The organism is Acidiluteibacter sp. (assembly GCF_055129545.1).
Genome location: NZ_JBSRUB010000007.1, coordinates 132,513 through 152,850, shown reverse-complemented (window position 1 = coordinate 152,850; position 20,338 = coordinate 132,513). Strand labels below are relative to the sequence as shown.

Annotated in this window: 22 protein-coding genes; 10 read left to right on the top strand and 12 right to left on the bottom strand. The window is 35.8% G+C overall.

Features of this window, described 5'->3' with window-relative positions; translation table 11 throughout:
- Positions 1-120: 120 nt before the first annotated feature.
- Complete coding sequence (locus tag ACTB0X_RS03415) at positions 121-792, bottom strand: acyloxyacyl hydrolase (RefSeq protein WP_463023586.1); 672 nt, start codon at positions 790-792, stop codon at positions 121-123.
- 222 nt (positions 793-1,014) lie between these two features.
- Positions 1,015-1,599, bottom strand: coding sequence for a hypothetical protein (locus ACTB0X_RS03410; protein WP_463023585.1), 585 nt, complete (start codon positions 1,597-1,599; stop codon positions 1,015-1,017).
- 706 nt (positions 1,600-2,305) lie between these two features.
- Here ACTB0X_RS03410 and ACTB0X_RS03405 point away from each other — a divergent pair.
- Genes ACTB0X_RS03405 through ACTB0X_RS03380 form a run of 6 tightly spaced genes read left to right on the top strand, consistent with a single transcriptional unit; the run spans position 2,306 to position 8,378 of the window.
- The gene (locus ACTB0X_RS03405; RefSeq protein WP_463023584.1) at positions 2,306-3,019 is read left to right on the top strand and encodes an NRDE family protein; all 714 of its coding nucleotides are present in this window, start codon (positions 2,306-2,308) and stop codon (positions 3,017-3,019) included.
- A 58-nt stretch (positions 3,020-3,077) separates the two neighbouring features.
- Complete coding sequence (locus ACTB0X_RS03400) at positions 3,078-4,559, top strand: sodium:solute symporter family protein (RefSeq protein ID WP_463023583.1); 1,482 nt, start codon at positions 3,078-3,080, stop codon at positions 4,557-4,559.
- A complete protein-coding gene (locus ACTB0X_RS03395; RefSeq protein ID WP_463023582.1) occupies positions 4,546-5,004 on the top strand; it encodes a GNAT family N-acetyltransferase in 459 nt (152 codons plus the stop codon). Before ACTB0X_RS03400 ends, ACTB0X_RS03395 begins: the two co-directional genes overlap by 14 nt.
- A 2-nt stretch (positions 5,005-5,006) precedes the next feature.
- Positions 5,007-6,155 (top strand): amidohydrolase, encoded by a 1,149-nt coding sequence (locus ACTB0X_RS03390; RefSeq protein WP_463023581.1) that lies wholly within the window; start codon positions 5,007-5,009, stop codon positions 6,153-6,155.
- On the top strand, positions 6,155-7,300 hold the full coding sequence (gene alr, locus ACTB0X_RS03385) for an alanine racemase (protein ID WP_463023580.1): 1,146 nt from the start codon (positions 6,155-6,157) through the stop codon (positions 7,298-7,300). The genes ACTB0X_RS03390 and alr overlap by 1 nt, the downstream gene beginning before the upstream one ends.
- Positions 7,301-7,307: 7 nt before the next feature.
- On the top strand, positions 7,308-8,378 hold the full coding sequence (locus ACTB0X_RS03380; protein ID WP_463023579.1) for an alanine racemase: 1,071 nt from the start codon (positions 7,308-7,310) through the stop codon (positions 8,376-8,378).
- Here the strand turns inward: ACTB0X_RS03380 and ACTB0X_RS03375 are convergent.
- Positions 8,371-9,042, bottom strand: coding sequence for an SGNH/GDSL hydrolase family protein (locus ACTB0X_RS03375; RefSeq protein WP_463023578.1), 672 nt, complete (start codon positions 9,040-9,042; stop codon positions 8,371-8,373). The genes ACTB0X_RS03380 and ACTB0X_RS03375 overlap by 8 nt on opposite strands.
- A 61-nt stretch (positions 9,043-9,103) precedes the next feature.
- Here ACTB0X_RS03375 and ACTB0X_RS03370 point away from each other — a divergent pair, with 61 nt between their 5' ends.
- Entirely contained in the window at positions 9,104-9,520 is a 417-nt protein-coding gene (locus tag ACTB0X_RS03370) for a hypothetical protein (protein ID WP_463023577.1), read from the top strand.
- A 38-nt stretch (positions 9,521-9,558) separates the two neighbouring features.
- Entirely contained in the window at positions 9,559-10,062 is a 504-nt protein-coding gene (locus ACTB0X_RS03365; RefSeq protein ID WP_463023576.1) for a thiol-disulfide oxidoreductase DCC family protein, read from the top strand.
- Here the strand turns inward: ACTB0X_RS03365 and ACTB0X_RS03360 are convergent.
- Positions 10,057-10,761 (bottom strand): hypothetical protein, encoded by a 705-nt coding sequence (locus ACTB0X_RS03360; protein ID WP_463023575.1) that lies wholly within the window; start codon positions 10,759-10,761, stop codon positions 10,057-10,059. The genes ACTB0X_RS03365 and ACTB0X_RS03360 overlap by 6 nt on opposite strands.
- A 125-nt stretch (positions 10,762-10,886) precedes the next feature.
- On the opposite strand from ACTB0X_RS03360, the gene ACTB0X_RS03355 reads away from it, so the two are divergent.
- A complete protein-coding gene (locus ACTB0X_RS03355) occupies positions 10,887-11,978 on the top strand; it encodes a serine hydrolase (RefSeq protein ID WP_463023574.1) in 1,092 nt (363 codons plus the stop codon).
- Here the strand turns inward: ACTB0X_RS03355 and queD are convergent.
- The 7 genes from queD to ACTB0X_RS03320 all read right to left on the bottom strand — a co-directional run bounded on the left by queD (position 11,975) and on the right by ACTB0X_RS03320 (position 17,210).
- Positions 11,975-12,331, bottom strand: a complete 357-nt coding sequence (queD, locus tag ACTB0X_RS03350; RefSeq protein ID WP_463023573.1) for a 6-carboxytetrahydropterin synthase QueD — start codon at positions 12,329-12,331, stop codon at positions 11,975-11,977. The two genes, ACTB0X_RS03355 and queD, sit on opposite strands and share 4 nt — an antisense overlap.
- Positions 12,332-12,479: 148 nt before the next feature.
- On the bottom strand, positions 12,480-12,929 hold the full coding sequence (locus ACTB0X_RS03345) for a lipocalin family protein (RefSeq protein WP_463023571.1): 450 nt from the start codon (positions 12,927-12,929) through the stop codon (positions 12,480-12,482).
- A 102-nt stretch (positions 12,930-13,031) separates the two neighbouring features.
- A complete protein-coding gene (locus ACTB0X_RS03340) occupies positions 13,032-13,487 on the bottom strand; it encodes a hypothetical protein (RefSeq protein WP_463023570.1) in 456 nt (151 codons plus the stop codon).
- A 658-nt stretch (positions 13,488-14,145) separates the two neighbouring features.
- The gene (locus tag ACTB0X_RS03335) at positions 14,146-15,096 is read right to left on the bottom strand and encodes an NAD(P)H-dependent flavin oxidoreductase (protein ID WP_463023569.1); all 951 of its coding nucleotides are present in this window, start codon (positions 15,094-15,096) and stop codon (positions 14,146-14,148) included.
- A gap of 9 nt (positions 15,097-15,105) precedes the next feature.
- Positions 15,106-15,633, bottom strand: coding sequence for a hypothetical protein (locus tag ACTB0X_RS03330; RefSeq protein WP_463023568.1), 528 nt, complete (start codon positions 15,631-15,633; stop codon positions 15,106-15,108).
- 168 nt (positions 15,634-15,801) lie between these two features.
- On the bottom strand, positions 15,802-16,140 hold the full coding sequence (locus ACTB0X_RS03325; protein ID WP_463023567.1) for a single-stranded DNA-binding protein: 339 nt from the start codon (positions 16,138-16,140) through the stop codon (positions 15,802-15,804).
- A 281-nt stretch (positions 16,141-16,421) separates the two neighbouring features.
- Entirely contained in the window at positions 16,422-17,210 is a 789-nt protein-coding gene (locus ACTB0X_RS03320; RefSeq protein ID WP_463023566.1) for an alpha/beta fold hydrolase, read from the bottom strand.
- A gap of 188 nt (positions 17,211-17,398) precedes the next feature.
- On the opposite strand from ACTB0X_RS03320, the gene ACTB0X_RS03315 reads away from it, so the two are divergent.
- Entirely contained in the window at positions 17,399-19,339 is a 1,941-nt protein-coding gene (locus tag ACTB0X_RS03315) for an OmpA family protein (RefSeq protein WP_463023565.1), read from the top strand.
- A gap of 4 nt (positions 19,340-19,343) precedes the next feature.
- Here the strand turns inward: ACTB0X_RS03315 and ACTB0X_RS03310 are convergent, their stop codons facing one another.
- Positions 19,344-20,333, bottom strand: a complete 990-nt coding sequence (locus ACTB0X_RS03310; RefSeq protein ID WP_463023564.1) for a hypothetical protein — start codon at positions 20,331-20,333, stop codon at positions 19,344-19,346.
- Positions 20,334-20,338: the final 5 nt, after the last annotated feature.

Below are 20,338 nucleotides of genomic sequence, written 5' to 3'. Positions count from 1 at the left end.
AAATACTACAATTCTAAAAAATAGGTAGAATTAAAGGAAGTAGCAGAAAGGTTATTTTATAAGTGCTTTGACTTATTTCACTAGGCTAACTCTAAGACATGGCTTGAATTAATCTGATGTCTATTTTGACCTTAATTGATACGATATACCAGTTTCAATGCAAATGGCATTGTGACCATTGTTGGGCATTTGAAGGTTGGCATTTGAGTTGTGCCGAACCGATATCCTAAAATCAAACAGCAATCTCTTGCATTTTTGAGAAAAGCCAAAACCCGCTATGTCCAAGAAGGAGAAGCCCTTTTTCAGTCGCTCGGTATCTCCCGTAGAAATCATACGACCAATACTCCCCATAATATACGTGCTAAAATTTCTAACTACCGTATACCGAATTTGAAACCCTGCATTCAATGCATATTCGTTAAATGTTTTTTTTTGAGTGAACTTTTCTCGTTGCTCCAAAAAATCTTCCCCTCTTTGTTCTTCAATAAACGTTTCATTGAGTAACTGATGTTCAGAAAAATAGATACTCGGTTCTACCAAAAAATCTAGACTGAATTTACCTTTTTCCATTAAAGAAGTCTTCAGATGAATCTTAAAATATTGATTGTTATACGTATAGTTTTTATTGTTAAAGGGGAATCGATTTTGGGAAGATTGGCCGTAGTTGACACCAATATATATCGGTTTTTTACTTTGCGCAAATTCTTGAGCTTGTATTTGAAAGCTTAAAATGATGAAAGCAATAGTGATGATGGTGACACTGATTGAACGGCTAACGCTTGATAATTGCACTCTAGGTATGTTGAAGATTTGAAAAGTGCGCATAATTATCATTCTACATTTAGTAAATCGACTTTTCCATATAAATTCATTTGAACCTACTTCCTAGTAGAATTTACATTCATCAATTTAAAATCGATTGGCGTTTAGGATTAAAGAAAGTAGTGGAAGGGGTTGCTTTCTATACAATCCAATTCAGGCAATCATTTTGGGGTGGTAAAAACTGGAATTAAATTATTTCAATAGATAGGTCAACCCAATGGTCGGCCCAATGCCTGAATAGAGATTGTTCGACTGATCAGAAGTAATGTTATTGATGGTGAGATATGGAATGATGAATTCAATTCCGAACTTCTCATTGAAATAATAGTTGCCACCCAATCCAATATTTAGGATCGTTATTCCTCCACTTAATTGATCGTGTTGGAAATTTCTAAAATTATTGTTGTCCGCATTGTATTGAATGGTGCCCAACCCAAATCCCAATTCTGCAAAAACTCGCCACTTCTCTTGGTTTACAAAGTTATTTCTTAGAGTAGGAGTAAAGGCAAACGATTGATAATAGGAATCGACATTTCTAATGGTCAGGTTATTCATTGTGCCGTAGGAAAAATTTAATTCAATAGAGGTTTTATTGGAAATGTAATAGCCAATAGATGGCTTCCAAACAAAACCATTTAATCCGGAGATAAAACCATCAGCATCTCCAAACAACGGAAGACCTGCAACGGTTAATTTTAAATCATTTTTTTCGGATTGGCTAAAGCCGTTTAAAAATCCAAAAGAGCACAAGATGAAGAGTAGTAGAGAACGTTTCATGGTAGGTCTAATTTTTAACAGTTAAAGATAGTGCAATTTTGGCTTACGCTAGGTTGAACTATTTAATTATTTTAAGATTCGGTTTCAATGGATTTTCATAAAGTTTGTACTTTGCATTATTCCAAAGCCCGCGATTTCAAATGGAGGCCAATAATAGCATTCAATAGTCTCAGAATGGATTTATCTATTTCTTGATTTCCAAACCCGAATGTAACAGTTTATTTTCAAAAACAAGATTGTGAACAAATTAAAACGAGATCAATGAGTGGGCCAGTGTGCAATACATCGCTTAAACGATTAGAAAAGTAGTTTTACTTTTTTGAACAAACAAAAATGGCGCTCCATTTGGAGCGCCATTGCATTGAGTTAGTTACTTACCTGCTTTCTTCAAGCGTTTTTCTTCTCTTTTCTCTTTTAGCGATTTTGTCGGTTCTTTTTTAACCGCTTTTTTGGAATCTTGTCCTTTTGCCATGGCGTTAATCTTTTAAAGTTTGATTGGTTCTCCGAGCAATGCGCTTGATTTCAAGTAGTCATCAATCACAATGGTCCATCGTAAAACCAATGAAAAAGTACGTGTTTTTTGAATACCTTGTTTGGTTTTCCCTCATTTATTTTAATTTCACTTGTAATTAATGCGGTCCAACGGCAACATTTTGTTTCTAAATGCTGTTTATAAAAATGGTTGATTTTTATTAATTTTAGACGCATGTGCACACTGACTTATATTCCAAAAGGAAACGGAAATTTCCTTTTGACCTCCAACCGCGATGAATCCAAACATCGATTGCCAGCCGTATTTCCGGTTTATCAAACCATCATCGGCAACCAAGTATTGTTTCCACAAGATGGAGACGCCAAAGGAACGTGGTTGGCTATAGGCGAAAATCGAGTAGTGAGCTTGCTTAATGGCGCATTTAAGCGGCACAAACACCAACCACCTTACCGAAAAAGCCGTGGAATTGTGTTGTTGGAGTGTTTTGAATACGCCAGTTTCGAGCAGTTTACCTTTGATTACGATTTCAGCGGTATAGAGCCCTTTACTATCATCTGTTTGGATCAGCTCCAAGATGAACTAGAAATGATTGAATTCAGATGGGATGGCTTATTGACCCACCTTAAAATCTTACAACTAGATCAGCCGCACATCTATTCATCTGCGCCACTCTACCCCAAAGCTGTCCGATTGCAACGAGAAGAATCGTTCGCCGAGCATTTGATGAAATTCCCAGAAGTAAACCGCCAGCAAATGGTCGATTTTCATCGTTTCGGGGGCGATCAAGAACACCCGACCATTCGCTTGGACGAATCGCATTTTGTACGCACGGTTTCCATTTCTTCTATCGAAAAAAATAATGGAAGTCTATCCATGCACTACCATGACTTAAAGCAAGATGCAACGATTGTTGAGAAATTCAAATAATTGGATTTTAAACTATTAAATCGTTTACTTTATTCTTTAGGTTATTATAAATACCTTTGTGAATCTACCAAAAGTAGACGATTTGCATTGGATTGATGGAAGTATTTTTATTCTTTACATGCTCATTATGTTGGGCGTTGGGTTTTTCTTTCTCAAGAAAAATGAAAATTCTGATGATTATTTTGTAGGTGGCAGAAACATGAGCAGCTGGCACGTCGGACTCTCCGTAGTAGCGACAGATGTGGGTGGCGGTTTCTCCATTGGCTTGGGTGGTTTGGGCTTCGTAATGGGGCTTAGTGGTTCTTGGATGTTGTTCACAGGCCTCATTGGTGCATGGCTCAGTGCAGTGCTGCTGATTCCAAAGATTTCAGCCATGAATGATCGATTTAAATTGCTCACCTTCCCGCAAGTATTCGGCAATCATTATGGCCCGAAAGTGGCGCTAGTGGCAGGCTTTATTTCGCTGATTGGTTACACCGGATTTTCAAGTTCTCAAATTTTAGCTGGCGCCAAATTGGCTTCCGCTTCCTTTCCATCTTTGGATTTAACTACGGCACTCATAGTCATGGGGGTTATTGCGGTGGTGTACACTGTAATGGGAGGAATGAAAGCCGTGATTTACACCGATACCATCCAATGGATGCTATTGATGTCTGGTTTGGTATTTATCGCTATTCCAATGGCTTATTTTGCAGTTGGTGGGTATGATACCATTGTAGCTTCTGTGCGACCAGAAATGTTGTCCTTGACCAATTTTGAATGGTCTCAGTTGTTCAATTGGGCCATCACCATTATTCCCATTTGGTTTGTCGGCATGACTTTGTATCAGCGGATTTTCTCTTGTAAATCAAAGAAGGATGCACAAAAAGCGTGGTTCATAGCAGGATTATTTGAATGGCCATTGATGGCATTTATGGGAGTGCTATTGGGATTATTTGCTAACGTAGCCGCCGATCAAGGAATGTTTGCTGATTTGGGATTTGCTTCAGCCGAAGGAATGGATCCTGAAATGGGATTGCCCCTGTTATTGAGTCAAATTTTACCCATTGGTTTAATGGGAATCATGATGTCGGCTTATTTCTCGGCCATATTATCTACTGCAGATAGCTGTTTAATGGCAGCTTCAGGAAATTTAACCACCGATATTTTTGGCAAACTTTTGAAGCAAAAAAGTCACCATACTGTGTTGAAATATTCACAACTCTTTACTTTCCTCATCGGTGCTTTTGCCATTTTACTTGCCATGAGCATGGAAAATGTATTGGAGCTAATGTTGCTTTCCTATTCCTTTATGGTTTCCGGATTATTAGTGCCCATCCTAGGTCTTCTCTTTTGGAAACGAGTTAGTTCAAATGCCGCTTTGGGAGCGATGATAGTGGGTGGAGGAACTACCGTAACCTTGGAAACAATGCAAATTGCACTACCTTACGGCATCAATGCTAATTTCTTTGGCATCTTAGCTGCATTATTCGTATTCATTATTATGACATTTACAGATAAAAATTCAATCGAAATAAATCAAGCAAATGGAAAAAATTAAACTGTCTCCGAAGGTATTGAACTCTTTCTCAGGCCAAGACTTATTTTACAGCAATCATAAAATAGCAAAGTTCTTAAATACCCACTTGGATGAATTTGGCGACAGTGTCGAAGACATTCTAAAGTGTTTGGATTATGTATTTGAAAAGAATTTAGGGAACGGAGGATTCGTCTTATTGGGAATTCATGAGCAAGAAATTATTGGAGCCGTTGTAATTAACGAAACTGGTATGTCGAAATACATTCCTGAAAATATTTTAGTGTACATTGCAGTTCACCGTGATTATCGCGGTAAAGGTTTGGGTAAACAATTGATGGAACAAGCCTTAAAGTTGACGAAAGGCGATGTGGCTTTACACGTAGAACCCGACAATCCAGCCAAAAAATTATACGAGCGATTGGGCTTTACCAATAAGTATTTAGAAATGCGTTTAACAAAAGATTAACGATGTTAACTGAACCATTCTTACAATCACTACATTCATTTCGACAACTGTTGCACCGGTTTCCTGAGGTTTCTAACAACGAAAAAGAAACGGCCGATCGAGTGGTTCATTTCATTCAGCAATTTCAGCCTGATGAACTATATGAAAATGTAGGCGTGCATGGAATTTTGGCAGTCTTCAATGGACAAGAAGAAGGCCCGACTATCGCTTTTAGAGCAGAATTAGATGCGTTACCCATTCACGAAGAACCGAATAAGGAAATAGAATACGGATCTCAGAACGTAGGAATGGCGCATTTGTGTGGGCACGATGGCCACATGGCAATGGTACTTTCTTTATTGGAAGAGTTGTCTTCCCATCCGATTAAAAAGGGAAAAGTGGTCTTATTGTTTCAACCTGCCGAAGAAACTGGTGATGGTGCACTGCAAGTGCTCGAAGATTCGCGTTTTCAGCAATTGTCAATAGATGCAATTTATGCCTTGCACAATATCCCTGGAGTAACGCTAGGTAAAGTTTTGACAAGAGAAGCCCATTTTGCGGCAGCGTCAAAAGGGTTGATTATAAAATTGAAAGGAAAAACGGCACATGCAGCTGAGCCTCAAAATGGAATTAATCCTGCCGTAGCGATTTCAAAACTAACTCAATACGTAGCTGACTTAAATCAAGATTTTAAGTCGAAAAATTATGCAATCGTAACTATTGTTCACGTCAAAGTGGGTGAAGCGGCATTTGGAATCAGCCCTTCGGATGGAGTTCTCATGTTGACATTGAGAAGCTATCTGAATGATGATATGGAAGCATTAACAGTTAGAATTCACGAAAAAGTAAAGCAATTCGCAATAGAAGAGCGGTTGCAGTTTTCCATAGAAGAAACAGAGGTGTTTCCTGCAACAGTGAATCATAAGGAGAATGCATCAATCATTGAATCGGCAGCTCAGGCCAATCATTTAGAAGCGGAAGAATTGAACCAACCATTCAGTTGGTCCGAAGATTTTGGTCACTTTCTGAATGCCACAAAAGGCGCAATGTTTGGGTTGGGGTCGGGAATAAATCAACCGGCATTGCACCATTCCAATTACAATTTTCCTGATGAATTGATTGCCATTGGTAATCGCATCTATTCGTCCATTATTCAACAAACCAACCGATAGTGTTTCAGACTTCATACATCGAGCTGAGTCAATCAGCTTTAGAAGAAAATTACAAATTCCTACAAAGTGTAGTGGGTGAAAATACGCTCATTAGCACAGTTATTAAAGGGAATGCCTACGGACATGGAATTGTAGATCTAGTTCCGATGGCTGTAAACGCCGGTCAAACTCACTTTTCGGTGTTTAGTGCAGACGAAGCTCGATTGTGTCGAAAAGTGGCGCCTGAAGCAGAAATTATGATCATGGGCATGCTCGACAACGAAGAGTTGGAGTGGGCTATTCAGAATGACATTCAGTTCTACATTTTTGAAATAGACCGATTACAGGCTGCATTAGATTTTGCTGAAAAGCTTGGAATACCGGCTCAAATTCATTTGGAATTGGAAACAGGGATGAATCGAACAGGTCTGCGCAAAGAAGAAGTGAAGCAAGCTTTAGAAATATTGCTAGCCAGCAAGAATTATATCTTGAAAGGGGTCTGTACTCATTTTGCAGGAGCTGAAAGCATCGGTAACTATGTTCGTATACAAGAACAAATAAAAAGCTTTAAAAAGCAGCGGAAACAATTGATGAAAGCCGGATTGGTTGCCGAACGTTACCATTCTGCTTCTTCGGCAGCTACGTTATCTTATCCAAAGACACAGATGGATATGGTGCGAATTGGTATTCTAAATTATGGCTTTTGGCCAAGCACCGAAACATTTATCCACTTTGTGAAGGATAAGTTGGATCGAACTGACCCCTTGCGCAGAATACTGAGTTGGAAAAGTAAAGTCATGAGCACCAAAACTGTGGAGACTGGTGAGTTCATTGGTTATGGAACCACCTACATGGCGAGGAAAAATATGAAAATAGCCACTGTTCCAGTAGGTTATAGTCATGGCTATAGTCGATCTTTGAGCAATCAAGGACGAGTGCTCGTAAACGGTGAGCGTGTGAGTGTAGTTGGAATTGTAAACATGAACATGATGGTGCTCGACATTACCGATATCCCAGATACTAAAAAAGGAGACGAAGTGGTTTTGATTGGAAATCAAGGCGATTTTTCCATTTCGGTTTCATCATTCAGTGAGCTAAGTGACCAATTGAATTACGAACTATTGACCAGGTTACCACATAATATCCCACGAAAAGTAATTAAATAAAGTAATTATGGCATTCATTACATTAGACAAAGCAAAATTAAAACACAATTATAATTTTTTAGATGAGTTGTTTAAATCCAACGGAATAGAATGGGGAGTTGTTACCAAATTACTCTGTGGGAATGAATTATTCTTAAAGGAATTGATTCAATTGGGTGTGGAAGAAACCCATGATTCCAGGATTTCAAATTTAAAGACCATTAAGTCGATTAATCCAAAAATTCAAACAGTATACATTAAGCCACCCGCAAAAAGAAGCATCAAACGAATTGTAGAATACGCCGATGTTAGTTTTAACACTGAAATTGAAACGATCAGAATGCTTTCCAAAGAAGCAGTGGCTCAAAATAAAATCCACAAAGTGATCATAATGATTGAGATGGGAGATTTGCGTGAAGGCGTAATGGGGGAGGAGTTGATTAATTTTTATGGAGAAATTTTCGAAATGCCAAACATTGAAGTTTCAGGAATCGGAACCAATTTGAACTGCTTACATGGAGTAATGCCTTCTCCAGATAAGTTGATTCAATTGAGTTTGTATGAACAACTCATAGAAGCTAAATTCAACAAAAAGATTCCGTTTGTAACAGGAGGAACTTCAGTGGTTGTGCCACTTTTATTACAACGAATGCTTCCAGCTGGAATTAACCATTTTAGAATAGGTGAAATGCTATTTTTCGGAAACAACCTATTTACGGAAGCTCCAGTGGAAGGAATGAAAACTGATGTGTTGAAATTGTATACTGAAATTATTGAGTTAACAGAAAAACCTAAAGTACCAACAGGGACCTTAGCAGAGAACCCAAGCGGAGAGATGATAGAAATCAACCCGGATGATTATGGAAAGACTTCCTATCGAGCGATCTTAGATGTTGGTTTATTGGACATTAATCCTGATTTTTTAATTTCTAACCACGATGATATTAACATCGTTGGCGCAAGTTCTGACATGTTGGTGATTGATTTAGGCGCAGACGAAGGAACCTACAAAGTAGGTGATTTAATCTCCTTTGATTTAAAATACATGGGTGCGCTGAGTGTCTTGAACAGCGACTACATCGAAAAGAAGCTTATCTAGGTTTAAGGGATTCATAAACATGAGGGTAGATAATACCTTCCCACAATAGGTATTCTTGAGCAGAAGGGTGCAATCCATCAGCACTTACTAATTCAGGATTGTCTTTCATCGCTTGTGTCGTTGGGAAAATGTCGATAACAGTAACTCCATACATAGTTCCAGCATTTTTTATTACGTCATTGAATTCTGAGATTCCTGCAGTAATGTCTCTCCCATTACTGTATTCGGGACCTTTAGGAGTGGCAGAAAAATCAGGAATAGTAATCAGAAACAATCGATCAGAAGATAAAGTCTCCAGCAATGTTTCAACAATATAAGTTAAGTTACTTTCAAATATTCCGATATTAATGCCTTTTACCCAATCATTTACTCCAATAAGGACGGTTGCAAAATTGGCTTCTGACTTTGCAAAAATGGACATTTCATTATCTATCAATTGTTGAGAGGTGTAGCCAGTGACAGAAGGATTAGCTACTAAGGTTATGTCCACATCTTTTTTTGAAAGGTGTTTGGTTAGAATACTCGGCCAACATTCGGTTGTGTTAACTCCTTCACAGATTGTGTATGAATCTCCCAAGGCAACGTATCTTATTGGATCAGTATTTTGAGCAATTGAAAATAGGTAAGTTGTTATAAAATAGATTGCTAGTAATATTTTTTTCATTTTTAAATGGATTTGGAGTGGTTTGTGCACAGAAATACTAAAATACAAAACTATACGAGATATGAAAACAGATGCACAATATTTAAAGAATTCATTAAGTGATAATATAACAACAGGATTAATTGCAGGTATTATAGCAGCATTAGTAAATATCGTTTATTTTTTTGCCTACAATCAGTTCAGTAACTATACGGAACCTTTTATTAACATTTACATGGTGATCTTGGCTTCACTGATTCCAGGTATCTTTTCTGGGATATTATATTTTATCATGAATAGATACATCAAGAATAATACTTTCAAGCTATTTTCAATGGTAATATTATTAGCCACTTTTATTAGTTTGCTAGTACCCTATATGGTTAGTTTGTCTGAAACAGTAGTAAGTTTAAGAGGGTTGTTCTTATTGACCATTCCGATGCACATTATTGTTGGTCTCACTATTATTTTTACTGGTGGCTACAGAATGAACGAATAGAAATAACAAATTACTTCTACTGTTGTTAACTTAGCAGCATGTTTAGTAAAATCAACCACACTGTGTATCCCCCATCGTCAAAACCATTGATGATATGGGATGGTGAGTGTGGTTTTTGTCATTATTGGATTATCCGTTGGTGGATCATGTCGGGAGATGTAATTGAATACCAAAAGTATCAACTGGCCTGCAAGCGAGTAAAAGATATTTCAATTGATCAATACAAAGAAGCTGTGCGGTTGGTTTTACCTGATGGAAAAGTCTATTCAGGACCAGATGCGGCTTATAAGGCATTTCAACTAGCAGGGAAATATACTTTCCTAACGAAATGGTACGCTGAAAAAGAATGGTTTCAAAAACTTTCTGATTGGGGCTATCAAAAAGTAGCCAATCACCGCTATCGTTTATTTGAATGGACGAAACGATTATTTGGGAAAAATCCACGAACGCCTAAAAACCATTGGATAAACTATTTGTTCGCTATGATGGTCATCTCTCTTGGGCTATTTGTGCTGACTTTATTCGTTATTAAAAGCTTATAAACTGAAGCACAACCCAACACCAACATTCAAAACAGAAATGGTTTGTTCAAAATTTTCTTTTGTAACTGTTTTTACCCCATTTCTGTAGCTAGTGGTTTCTTTCTTAAATTCTGGGAGGGAAGTGAAGGTTTCTGCATTCAATCTTAAATACAGTTTTGAAACCAATGGGATTCTTAAATGAGCACCATAATTTATCCCAAAAGCAATGGCATCTTCCACTTTACTTTCCCTTACCACAACAGAGCCACTTTCGTTAGAGGTTACAGTTACTAATGGCTGTGATGAATTAACAGCTCCACCTAAAAATTTAAAATCTAATCGAACCTTCTTGATGGGAATAGTAAAATAAAGTCCTGCTAAAGCGTATACGTTCAACCAATCATCAGCTTTTACTTCAATCGAATTATTGGTTACTAATTGCTTTTCGTATTCCGATCTGATTTCACTTTCATTGATTGAATTAGTATACAATCCCAAGTTTACTCCGATACCAACAAACCTTGATATATAAACCCCGCCTTCAAGAGAGGCATATTTTCCAGCGTTTACTGATGAGGCCCTTGCTGTATCAAAATTTTTATACTCACCAACTGGCATACTTAAACCTGCATTTAATCCTACAAAATGTGGGTTTTTCAATTGAGCAGAAAGGGTAGAGGCGAAAAGTAGTAGTAATGTGGTGATAAAAATATTCTTCATCCTGTTTTTTTACAAAGGTATAAGAATTCGGATAGTATAAAAAATGAATTTTAATTGACTTTCAAATCAATTCTTTTATCTAATTTGGGTCGTCCTGAAAAACAAAATGAATCTAGAAATAGAATATGGCAATAAATTTTAAAACAGATAGTTACGTATCTATAAAAGGGGTGGTTGGATTACTATTTGGTAGTGTAATTGGAGTCACAATCGGGTACTTTATTTTTACTTCTGAATCTGAGAGTCCGTTGGTTTTTAATCAAAAGCAAACTCAAAACCTTAGTGAATCGCAACAAGCGAAATATCGATATCTTAATCCTAGCATCGCCTATTTGGACTTTAGTTCAATTGATTTAACATCCATAGATGGAATGGATAGTATTTTGAACAGGCAGATAGAATCTGCCAAAAAAAATGGACAGATTAGCTCAGCGGCAATATATTACCGGGATTTAACTACCAATCAGAAAGTAAGTATGAATGAAGATGAAATCTTTTCGCCAGGTAGTTTAATGAAGGTTCCAATTATGATAGCAATTTTAAAATATGCCGAAACCATGCCTCATATTTTGAATCAAAAACTAACGTATCAGATCTCTAAGGAAGCGGTGTATTTAGAATCAAAGAATCAGAGTGCGCGCTCCAATAGTAAGTTAATTCAAGGTTCTGAATATACTGTTGCTCAACTAGTAGATATTATGATCGTGGAGTCCGATAACGAAGCAACAATTCTATTGATTGATTTCATAGAAGAAGAAAACCCTAATTTTTTAAGCAAAGTCGAAGAGGAATTAGGGATGATTGTTCCTGATGGAATTGATTTCAACGAGAATTTTATAACAATCAGAACCTATGCATCCTTCTTTAGAGTGCTTTACAACTCATCTTATTTAGATAAAAGGTATTCCGAAATGGCTTTGGACATTTTATCTAAAACCGGATATGGTTATGGGATTCGTCAATCAATTCCGAAAGAAATAGCTGTGGCTCATAAATATGGTATAAAACCAAGTAAAGATCACCTTGTCCAACTGCATCATTTTGGAATCGTGTATCACCAAAAGAAGCCATTTTTAATTGGTATAATGACCAAAGGGAAAGAGGTGGAGTATTTGAAGGCTTTTATTGCAGATCTGACTACAACCATTTATCAGCGAATTGATGAGCGATCAAAGAAATCGAGTGAATTGGGATATAAAAAGGATATTGAAGATTAATGTCCTGAATAGATTACACCAGATGTTGGCGTCTCATTTAATTCAATAGTTGCTAATTCAGGTAAGTTCGGTTTGATTTTGTTCCAAATCCAAACTGCTAGACCTTCACAAGTTGGATTCTCCAATCCTGATATCTCATTCAGTACTTTATGATCAACACTTTTAACGACTGGGTCTACAGCTTTTTTCAAGTCAGTAAAATCCATCACCCAGTTTAAGTGTTCCTTTAGCTCACCTTCAACAATCACTTTCAAAAGGTAGGTATGACCGTGCATGTTTTTACATTTATGCCCTTCAGGCACATTTGGTAAAAAGTGCGCGGAATCAAAGGTAAAGCTTTTGAAGATTTTCATGTGTTTTAATTTTTTGCAAAGTTCCATAAAACCAATGGAAAAAGGAAGAGCTAATTATGAATTTAGCAAACTAAAAGAAGCCATCGATTGGATGGCTTCTTTAGTTTTATTCTTTAATTATTGGTCAACCTACTTTAAGGCGATAAATTTACATTTTAACGTATGTCTGCTCTGTAGTGTAGACAATACCATTGTCAATTATTGTATTTGACAATCGTAAAGTAGTTCCGTCATTTTGAAGAATGCTAAAACTAATATTAATGAAGAAGATTACAACGTTTAACTGATTATCATTATTTGATAATGACCAAGTGAAGTTTGTTATTTGTTCATCTGAAGGGTCACATTTAGTTAAACCTTCATTAAAAAAACCGGTGTTGTTGGAATTAAATCTAATAAAGTCGTCTTTTTCACATTGATCTAAACTTGAATATGTAGCGACTACTACATTATTCTCCATCTCAATGCTATTGGTGAGGTAATAATTTTTGTCTTGAAATTTATCCTTTGCTGATTCTTCATCTTTTTTACAAGAAGATAGAGTAAAAATGAAAATGGATAGGGATGCGACAATGAATGCGGTTATTCTATTTTTCATGGTTATATGGTTTTAAATTAATTCAAATTTAATTTGAAAAAGAATCCAAAATTATTTTTTTGTAAAAACTTCTTAACTATTACTAATGAAAAGCTCACGCTATTATTTCTTTTGTAATGTGATTTCAATAGAGTAACTATCTTCTCCATCTTTTTCTAAAGAATATAGCTTTAGAATAGTTCCGTTATTTTGCATTATATCAAAAGTAGATAGGTCAACAAAATCGAAAAATATATTCATTTTTGTATCATTGTTTGCCAGAGACCAGGCAAAGTTGTAAAGTTGACTACCACCAAAAGTGTCACATTTTAAAACTGCTTCATCAACGTAGCCGAAGGAGTTGGAGTTAAAACGATAGATGTTGTCACGATCACATGCTTCTATATCAGCAAAAGTTGAAACTACCATGTTATTTTCTAATTCAATTTGATTGATTACAACAAAGTCTTTGTCTTGAATTTTTTCTTTGGCAGTCTCTTCATCTTTCTTGCAAGATGACATACCTAATAATGCAAATACCAACACAATTAGCGTGATTTTAATGTTACTTTTTTTCATATTTACAGTGTTTATTTTTTGCCAAATGTAGATTGATTTTTAATATAAAATCACAGTTGATAAAAATTAATATCAGCATTTAATTAACTTGTAATTAGCATTTTGGGTAGAATTTTCGGGGGTGTTTTTAGCTTAGCTTGTTACTTTTGATTTAAAAGTCTACATTTTTTTTGTAAAAGTTAATTCAGAAGAATAACCACTATCCACTTCCTGAAAGTATAAACGTAAATTGGTTCTATTATTTTCTAAAATATCAAATTTTTGAGCAGCTAAGAAAAAGTTGACGTTCAAATTGGTGTCATTATTTGTTAACGACCATGTGAAGTTTATTTTCTGAGGATCAGATGGATCACATTTCGAAATGCCTTCTTCAAAGTAACCTCTGGAATTTTCATTTAATCTTATACTATTTTCTTTCTCATATGCTTCCTAATTAGCATAAGTTTCCAAGATTGAGTCATTGAAAAAGATACTTGATTGATCAAATAAAAATCTTTGTTTTGAATCTTATCTTTTGTCGTTTCTTCTTCTTTATTTACAAGCCTATTTGCTTCTAAATGATAAAGATGGGGCAACATATTTAATGGATGTTATTTTCTTTTTAATGACTTTAAATGTGAACTATTTACCTGAGTTAAATCTGAAAATCAATTCAGAGTTACTTCTCGAAAAAGTCGTCTAAAATATTTTTAATTGGCTGAATTTTATGCACATATTCTATGGAAGGTCCAGCACACCAAAAAGTCTTATAGGTCGCACCTTCGGCAGCTTTTTTCACTTGATTCATACCACGCACATAAATGAACATTTTGATATATTTCTTCAGCCATTTATTCTTCAATAAGGTTCGTTCCCACCAACCAGCTTTTGCACCAATCTTTTGAACGTAGGGTGTATTGATAATGGTTAAGTGGGATCCTGAAATTCGGTCGGTTAAAATGATGTCTTTTGCACCATAATCGACCATGGCTTGCTTGTATTCTTGAGAAATATCTGCTTCGTCACAAGCTATAAAAATGGTTCCAACACTGGCACCTGCAGCTCCCCAACTCATGGCTTCTTCTAATTGAGCACCTGTGGCTACTCCACCGGCTGTAATCACAGGAATATTGCACTCTCTTGTTAATTCCTCAATCAATTCTTTAGGTGAAATATTCCCGCAATGACCACCTGCTTTACTGTTTACCGCAATAACTGCATCTGCTCCCAATCCTTCTACTTTTTTAGCATATTCTAAATTGGTGACATCGCAAAATACTTTGATGCCTTTTTTGTGTGCTTTTTCTATCACTTCAGCCGGACTGCCTAAAGAAGTGATGATATATGGAACTCCATTTTCGACTAAAATATCAAGCTGTTTTTTGTATTTAGGATTTGATTTATTGACAATCAAATTCACTCCAAAAGATTTGTCAGAAGCTTTTTTAATGGTTTGAATCGCTGTGATTAATTCTTCATCTGTTCTGTAATTCAATGCTGGAAAAGCTGCGCTTACTCCATAATGTAAGGCTTCAATCACCATTTTGGTATTTGAAATCAAAAACATAGGAGCTACTATTAATGGATACTTGACGCCTAATAACTCAGTGATGGTTGGAGTTGTTTTCATTGTGGCAATTTAAGGATATACAATGGTAATTGTCCCTTTGGTTTCCAGTGGACCAGTTAAATTTTCATCAAACTTCGCAGATCGTGCTGCAGTTTCCGCTTTCACATACAAATATTCGCTGCTTGTTGTTGTGCCATTTGCACCTGCCAATACACTCCTAATATTCCCATATTTATCCACCACAATATCGACTACCACAGTTCCTTTGTCTTTGGTTCCAATCGAAACTTTTGGCTCGCGAATCATTTTTCTATCCTTAATCGCATACTTTACAGTGAATTGATCTACTTTAAATACCACTTCTTTAGTATCGTCCAATAATGCACCATCATAAGGTACGTATTCATTAAAAAATAAAGTGCTCACCTGAAGCATCGGATAGGTAACCATTTTTCGGTTCACCACCATACTTAATACATCGTCTTTCAATTCAATGACAACTCCACTTACTTTTTCTCCACTTTTTAGCACCAAGGTGTGTTGCGCAAAAATGGAAGTTGAACAAATTATAAATAGGGCGATAAAAAAACTTTTCATGTGATTCACTTTTTTTTGATTCATTTCAAAGTTCACTATTCATCTTTTGGTATTTATTCCAAAAGGAGATACTTTTAAACAACCAACTAGGGAAAAAGTAAAAAAGCGCCTTTGCTAGAAAGTGCGCTTTTTTAAAATAAAATGAAATGAAAGTGGAGTAGAAGTCGATTAAGATTTACTTCCAAGCATTACAATTTCATTGACCAATACTTCAGTGACATATCGTTTAATGCCATCTTTGTCTTCATAAGAACGATTGGTTAATTTTCCACTCACGGCCAACTCGCTGCCTTTATCTAAATACTTTTCAGCGATTTCAGCTGTTTTTCCCCACATCACAAGGTTATGCCATGTAGTGTCTTGTACTTTTTCGCCTTTTGCATTTTTATACGACTCGCTTGTAGCGATTGACATGTTGGCTACGACTTTCCCGCCTTCTAAATGTTTTACTTCTGGTTTTGCGCCTAAATTTCCGATTAACTGTACGTTGTTTCTTAATGCACTCATAATAATTTGTTTTTGTGATTTGTGAATTATTTCGAGGCAAAGGTTGGAATGATGTAAACGTTAAATCGGTTTTAAACGTTTATTAGTCGTTTATCATTCGTTTGTTGTCGTTTAAAAACGTTTTTATTATTGATTTAAAGTAATTTGAATTTTTTATTGAAAATGTGGTTTACTAATTCTTTTTTACTAAGAATTAAAAAAAATCCTGTGCTTTGAGAGAAACTTTGCGTCCTTTGCGGTTAAATGCATTTGTCAATTAAAAGCAAACATCGTTACTTTCTCTATTGATCAGGAGAAATACTTTTCAAAAAATCAATCGCTGTAGCATTAAAAATGTGAGGTTGCTCTACATTTACAACGTGTCCGCAATTATCAATTACATGTAATCGGGCTGAAGGGTGATGACCCACTAATTTAGTAATCGATGGCAAAAACATATGGTCCTCGGAACCCATGATGTATAAAGTAGGAACTTTACTGTCATTTATTCTAAAGAAAGACAACAATGGATTCACTTCAGAAATCAGTGTAAACCAACGTTTAAATTCTTTTTGGTAAAGCTTTTTAGCTTCATTGATGAATAAGTTACGCGATTCTTGGTGCTTTTTTCGAGGCATGATGATGAATGCAAAAAAGCGATACAATAGGAGGTAAGGAATAACAGATTTAAGCAAAGCCCCTGTGCGCATTAAAACTTGTCCTCTTAAATTTAATTTCATCACTGCGCCACCCATAATTAAACTGTCTGCCCTTTCCGGGTAACGTTCTGTTAATTCTCGGATGATAATTGTTCCCAAAGAGATGCCGACAAAATGCGTGGATTTAATCTTTAAATGATCTAAAACATCAATTACTTCGTCACCAATCACATCAAAGCTGTACTCTTTTAGTTTTTCGTAGAAAGGTTTTTTAGATTTGCCATGACCTCTTAAATCAACCAATAACACATTAAAGTGCTTTTGGAAATCACGGATTTGTTTATACCAAATCGAACTACTACCACCTGCCCCGTGAACAAAGGTCACCCACTGAGAACTGGTAGTATGCAAATGGGTAGAATAGTATAGCATCAATTAGATTAACAGAAGTTGCAAATATATGTTTGTAATTTTAAAAAACGATAACTTTAGTAATGACTTATTAATTTACGATTAATCCATATTTAATAGTTGAAAAAAGTATTAAATATCGCTAAATTTAATTGGTTTTGAAGTTCTTAAATTTATATCTTGCAATAGATAATATAAAAACATCCCACATGAAAAGTATAATACAGACTATTTCATTATTAATTCTGATATTGAGTTCGATAAACTCTCATTCTCAATTTTTATTGCCCAACTTTGGTGAACCAATTAAGGTGACAGCACTAAATAGTTACGCAGAAGAAAGTATGCCATTGCCTACTTTAAATGGCAATCGACTATTTTTCTTAAGAACTTATTTGGAAGAAATGGAACCCAAAAGTGATGGGCAAGACATTTGGTATGCAGATAGAGATGAAAATGGAGTTTGGGGAACGCCGATCAACTTTTTGCAAGAAGCAAACAAAAGTATTTCTAATGCAGTGATTGGTGCATCTGCCGATGCTGATAAAGTTTATGTTTTTAAAACCGTTACCAATAGACGAAAAATAGATCAAGAAATAATGTTTACGGTAAAAGGGGAAGAAGGTAAATGGAAAGATTTGGAAGCTTTAGAAGTCCCAGGTTTAAGATTAGATGACGGCTATTACTCTTTTTACATGAACAAAACGGAAGATATTTTAATGATTAGCATGGCACCTGCTGATACCAATGCATTTGAAGATTTATATGTGAGTTTAAAAGGTCCAAAAGGAAATTGGTCACCAATTATTAACTTGGGCAGTACTATAAATACACCCGACTATGAAGTGACGCCCTTTTTAGCTGATGATAGGAAAACGCTTTACTTTTCTAGTAATGGCCACGAAGGATTAGGAGAGTCCGATATTTTTGTGACATATAGGTTAGATTCTACTTGGCAAAATTGGTCTATACCTCTGAATTTAGGTGCACCTATTAATTCTCCAGACTTCGATGCTTACTTTGTTATGGGGAATAATAAGGAAGTTTATTTTACCAGTAATCGAGGACAAGAATACAGCGATATTTATTATTCTAAAGTAAATAAAGGAGTAAAATTTGTTGGAGACAAACAAGATCTTTTAGTTCGAGGAAAGTTTTTGTACAATGGATTGCCTATAGATGGTGTAAAAATTAGTATTTACGATGAAAATGGAAATTTAATAGATGAGGCCATTACCGATAATTATGGTTTATTTTCTTATTTAAAACTAGCAGGGGATAAAGCCTATGTTTTAAAGTTAGACGAAGAAGATTATACAAAATATCCTGATGCTAAAATATATTATGTCGATGAACTAGGAAAGATTACCGGACGATTTGTATTGATTGATGATGGTAAATATGCCGAAAGAGTAAAAGACCTTATTTATGCTGATAATATCTTAGGATTGTTTAAATACAAGAAAATGCCAACATCAGGTACTCAATTGGTTGTTTTTGATGAGAACGATTATCCCATCGATACTGTTTTAACGAATGACTTAGGACAATTTACTTACCAAAGAATGTCAGGAGATAAAAAGTACTATTTTAAACCTCTTAATGTTTCGGATGAAGATTATTTATTATCGGAAATTGCATTATTAGATCAAAATGAAAACGAAGTTGTAAATGCGATACAAGGAAAGAACAATACCTTTGTTTTTGACCCTGCAGAATTGGCAAATTACATCAAGATTAAAAATGCTGCAGTTGCAGTAACTGTAAAGGATCCGATTGAAAAGAAAACACTTCCTAAAGGTAAAGCGTTTGACAGTCCGAGTGTTGAAACAACAATTTTCTTCGGGTTTAACGATATTTTCTTAACGGTTGATGACCGTAAGAAATTAATGGAAATCGTAGAAGACTTAAAAGATGACAAACTGAAAATAATCAGCGCAACAGGTCACACCGATAATGTTGGGACTGATGATGTAAATATGAGAGTAGGTGAACAACGTGCAGCCTCCGTAAAACGATACATTGTGGCGAAGGGAATTGACGAATCTAGAGTGGAAATCGTATCAAAGGGTGAAGATTTTCCATTAGAGAGTAATGATACGGATGAAGGAAGAGCAAGAAATAGAAGAGTCGTAATTGAATATAAGTAGTAAGCTACTTTCTGAAACTGATCAATTCCTTAATAGTAATGGCATTTAATGGAAATTCCAAGACTACATGAATAAAACTCAACAGGAACAAAACGATGAATCCTGTTTGAAAATCATAAAAGTAAATGGCAATAGCGGCGAACCAAAAAAGTCCTATTGCCATTGTTTTTTTAGAATTTAATTGTTTGTGCCAGCCGATTACAGAAGTCTTGGAGAACCAATTCAGATAGTGATAAGTATATGCAAATCCGATAAAGGTTTGGATCTTTAATCCTACAACAGATAGTGCGTAAAATTGTCCATTTTCCAACCCACCGAAAAGCTGTGCGAGGAAAGAGTTTACTTTGACCATATTGCTATTTTGATAAGCCGACAAGGTTGATTCTGAAGGTGAAAAAGGAGTGATGTCAGTTGGAATAAAATAGATGATTATCGGCATGATCAATAAACTTATAAATGTGAGGTAGCCCCAATTGGATGCCGATTTCTTCGCCCCATAAAGAATGAATAAGGCCGTAAATACATATACGTGAAGGATGGTTGGGAGAAATACTGCGAAATAGACAAACGAAGTAGGAAGGAGGTAATAGATCAAGATAGCGACAACTATACTTCCCGAAAAAGCGATGTATTGCTTTGAATTTTTCAATGAAACCAGCGCTATGGAGAAAAAGAAAACGGCAATCAACAAAAAATTACTTCCATCTGCCAAGTGGCCGATGAAGGTCCTTATTGACTGGTTGATCTCTGGATTAATAAACAACACAATTGGATAAATAGATACTGCAATTGCCGCTACAATAAACGGCAATATCCAGCCTTTCTTCTTTACAAAATAGTCCTTGCCTTTGAGCCACTGAAGTTCTGTAATGTAATGCAACGGTCCGAGCACGGCATAAGAGAAGAGAAACAGCTCAAATGGAATAATAATAGCCACAATCAAGGAGACCGCAATTAATCCAATATTTAGAATGTCAATGTGCTGTGACTTCATGTTGC

Excerpts from the sequence above, each read along its gene's own strand:
- ACTB0X_RS03405 (WP_463023584.1), top strand. The coding sequence starts at position 2,306 with ATGTGCACACTGACTTATATTCCAAAAGGAAACGGAAATTTCCTTTTG.
- ACTB0X_RS03345 (WP_463023571.1), bottom strand. The coding sequence starts at position 12,929 with ATGAAAAATAGAATAACCGCATTCATTGTCGCATCCCTATCCATTTTC.
- ACTB0X_RS03330 (WP_463023568.1), bottom strand. The coding sequence starts at position 15,633 with ATGAAAAGTTTTTTTATCGCCCTATTTATAATTTGTTCAACTTCCATT.
- ACTB0X_RS03395 (WP_463023582.1), top strand. The coding sequence starts at position 4,546 with ATGGAAAAAATTAAACTGTCTCCGAAGGTATTGAACTCTTTCTCAGGC.
- ACTB0X_RS03335 (WP_463023569.1), bottom strand. The coding sequence starts at position 15,096 with ATGAAAACAACTCCAACCATCACTGAGTTATTAGGCGTCAAGTATCCA.
- ACTB0X_RS03320 (WP_463023566.1), bottom strand. The coding sequence starts at position 17,210 with ATGCTATACTATTCTACCCATTTGCATACTACCAGTTCTCAGTGGGTG.
- ACTB0X_RS03325 (WP_463023567.1), bottom strand. The coding sequence starts at position 16,140 with ATGAGTGCATTAAGAAACAACGTACAGTTAATCGGAAATTTAGGCGCA.
- ACTB0X_RS03410 (WP_463023585.1), bottom strand. The coding sequence starts at position 1,599 with ATGAAACGTTCTCTACTACTCTTCATCTTGTGCTCTTTTGGATTTTTA.
- ACTB0X_RS03370 (WP_463023577.1), top strand. The coding sequence starts at position 9,104 with ATGAAAACAGATGCACAATATTTAAAGAATTCATTAAGTGATAATATA.
- ACTB0X_RS03380 (WP_463023579.1), top strand. The coding sequence starts at position 7,308 with ATGGCATTCATTACATTAGACAAAGCAAAATTAAAACACAATTATAAT.
- ACTB0X_RS03340 (WP_463023570.1), bottom strand. The coding sequence starts at position 13,487 with ATGAAAAAAAGTAACATTAAAATCACGCTAATTGTGTTGGTATTTGCA.
- ACTB0X_RS03390 (WP_463023581.1), top strand. The coding sequence starts at position 5,007 with ATGTTAACTGAACCATTCTTACAATCACTACATTCATTTCGACAACTG.
- ACTB0X_RS03375 (WP_463023578.1), bottom strand. The coding sequence starts at position 9,042 with ATGAAAAAAATATTACTAGCAATCTATTTTATAACAACTTACCTATTT.
- ACTB0X_RS03360 (WP_463023575.1), bottom strand. The coding sequence starts at position 10,761 with ATGAAGAATATTTTTATCACCACATTACTACTACTTTTCGCCTCTACC.
- ACTB0X_RS03355 (WP_463023574.1), top strand. The coding sequence starts at position 10,887 with ATGGCAATAAATTTTAAAACAGATAGTTACGTATCTATAAAAGGGGTG.
- ACTB0X_RS03310 (WP_463023564.1), bottom strand. The coding sequence starts at position 20,333 with ATGAAGTCACAGCACATTGACATTCTAAATATTGGATTAATTGCGGTC.
- ACTB0X_RS03315 (WP_463023565.1), top strand. The coding sequence starts at position 17,399 with ATGAAAAGTATAATACAGACTATTTCATTATTAATTCTGATATTGAGT.
- ACTB0X_RS03365 (WP_463023576.1), top strand. The coding sequence starts at position 9,559 with ATGTTTAGTAAAATCAACCACACTGTGTATCCCCCATCGTCAAAACCA.
- queD (WP_463023573.1), bottom strand. The coding sequence starts at position 12,331 with ATGAAAATCTTCAAAAGCTTTACCTTTGATTCCGCGCACTTTTTACCA.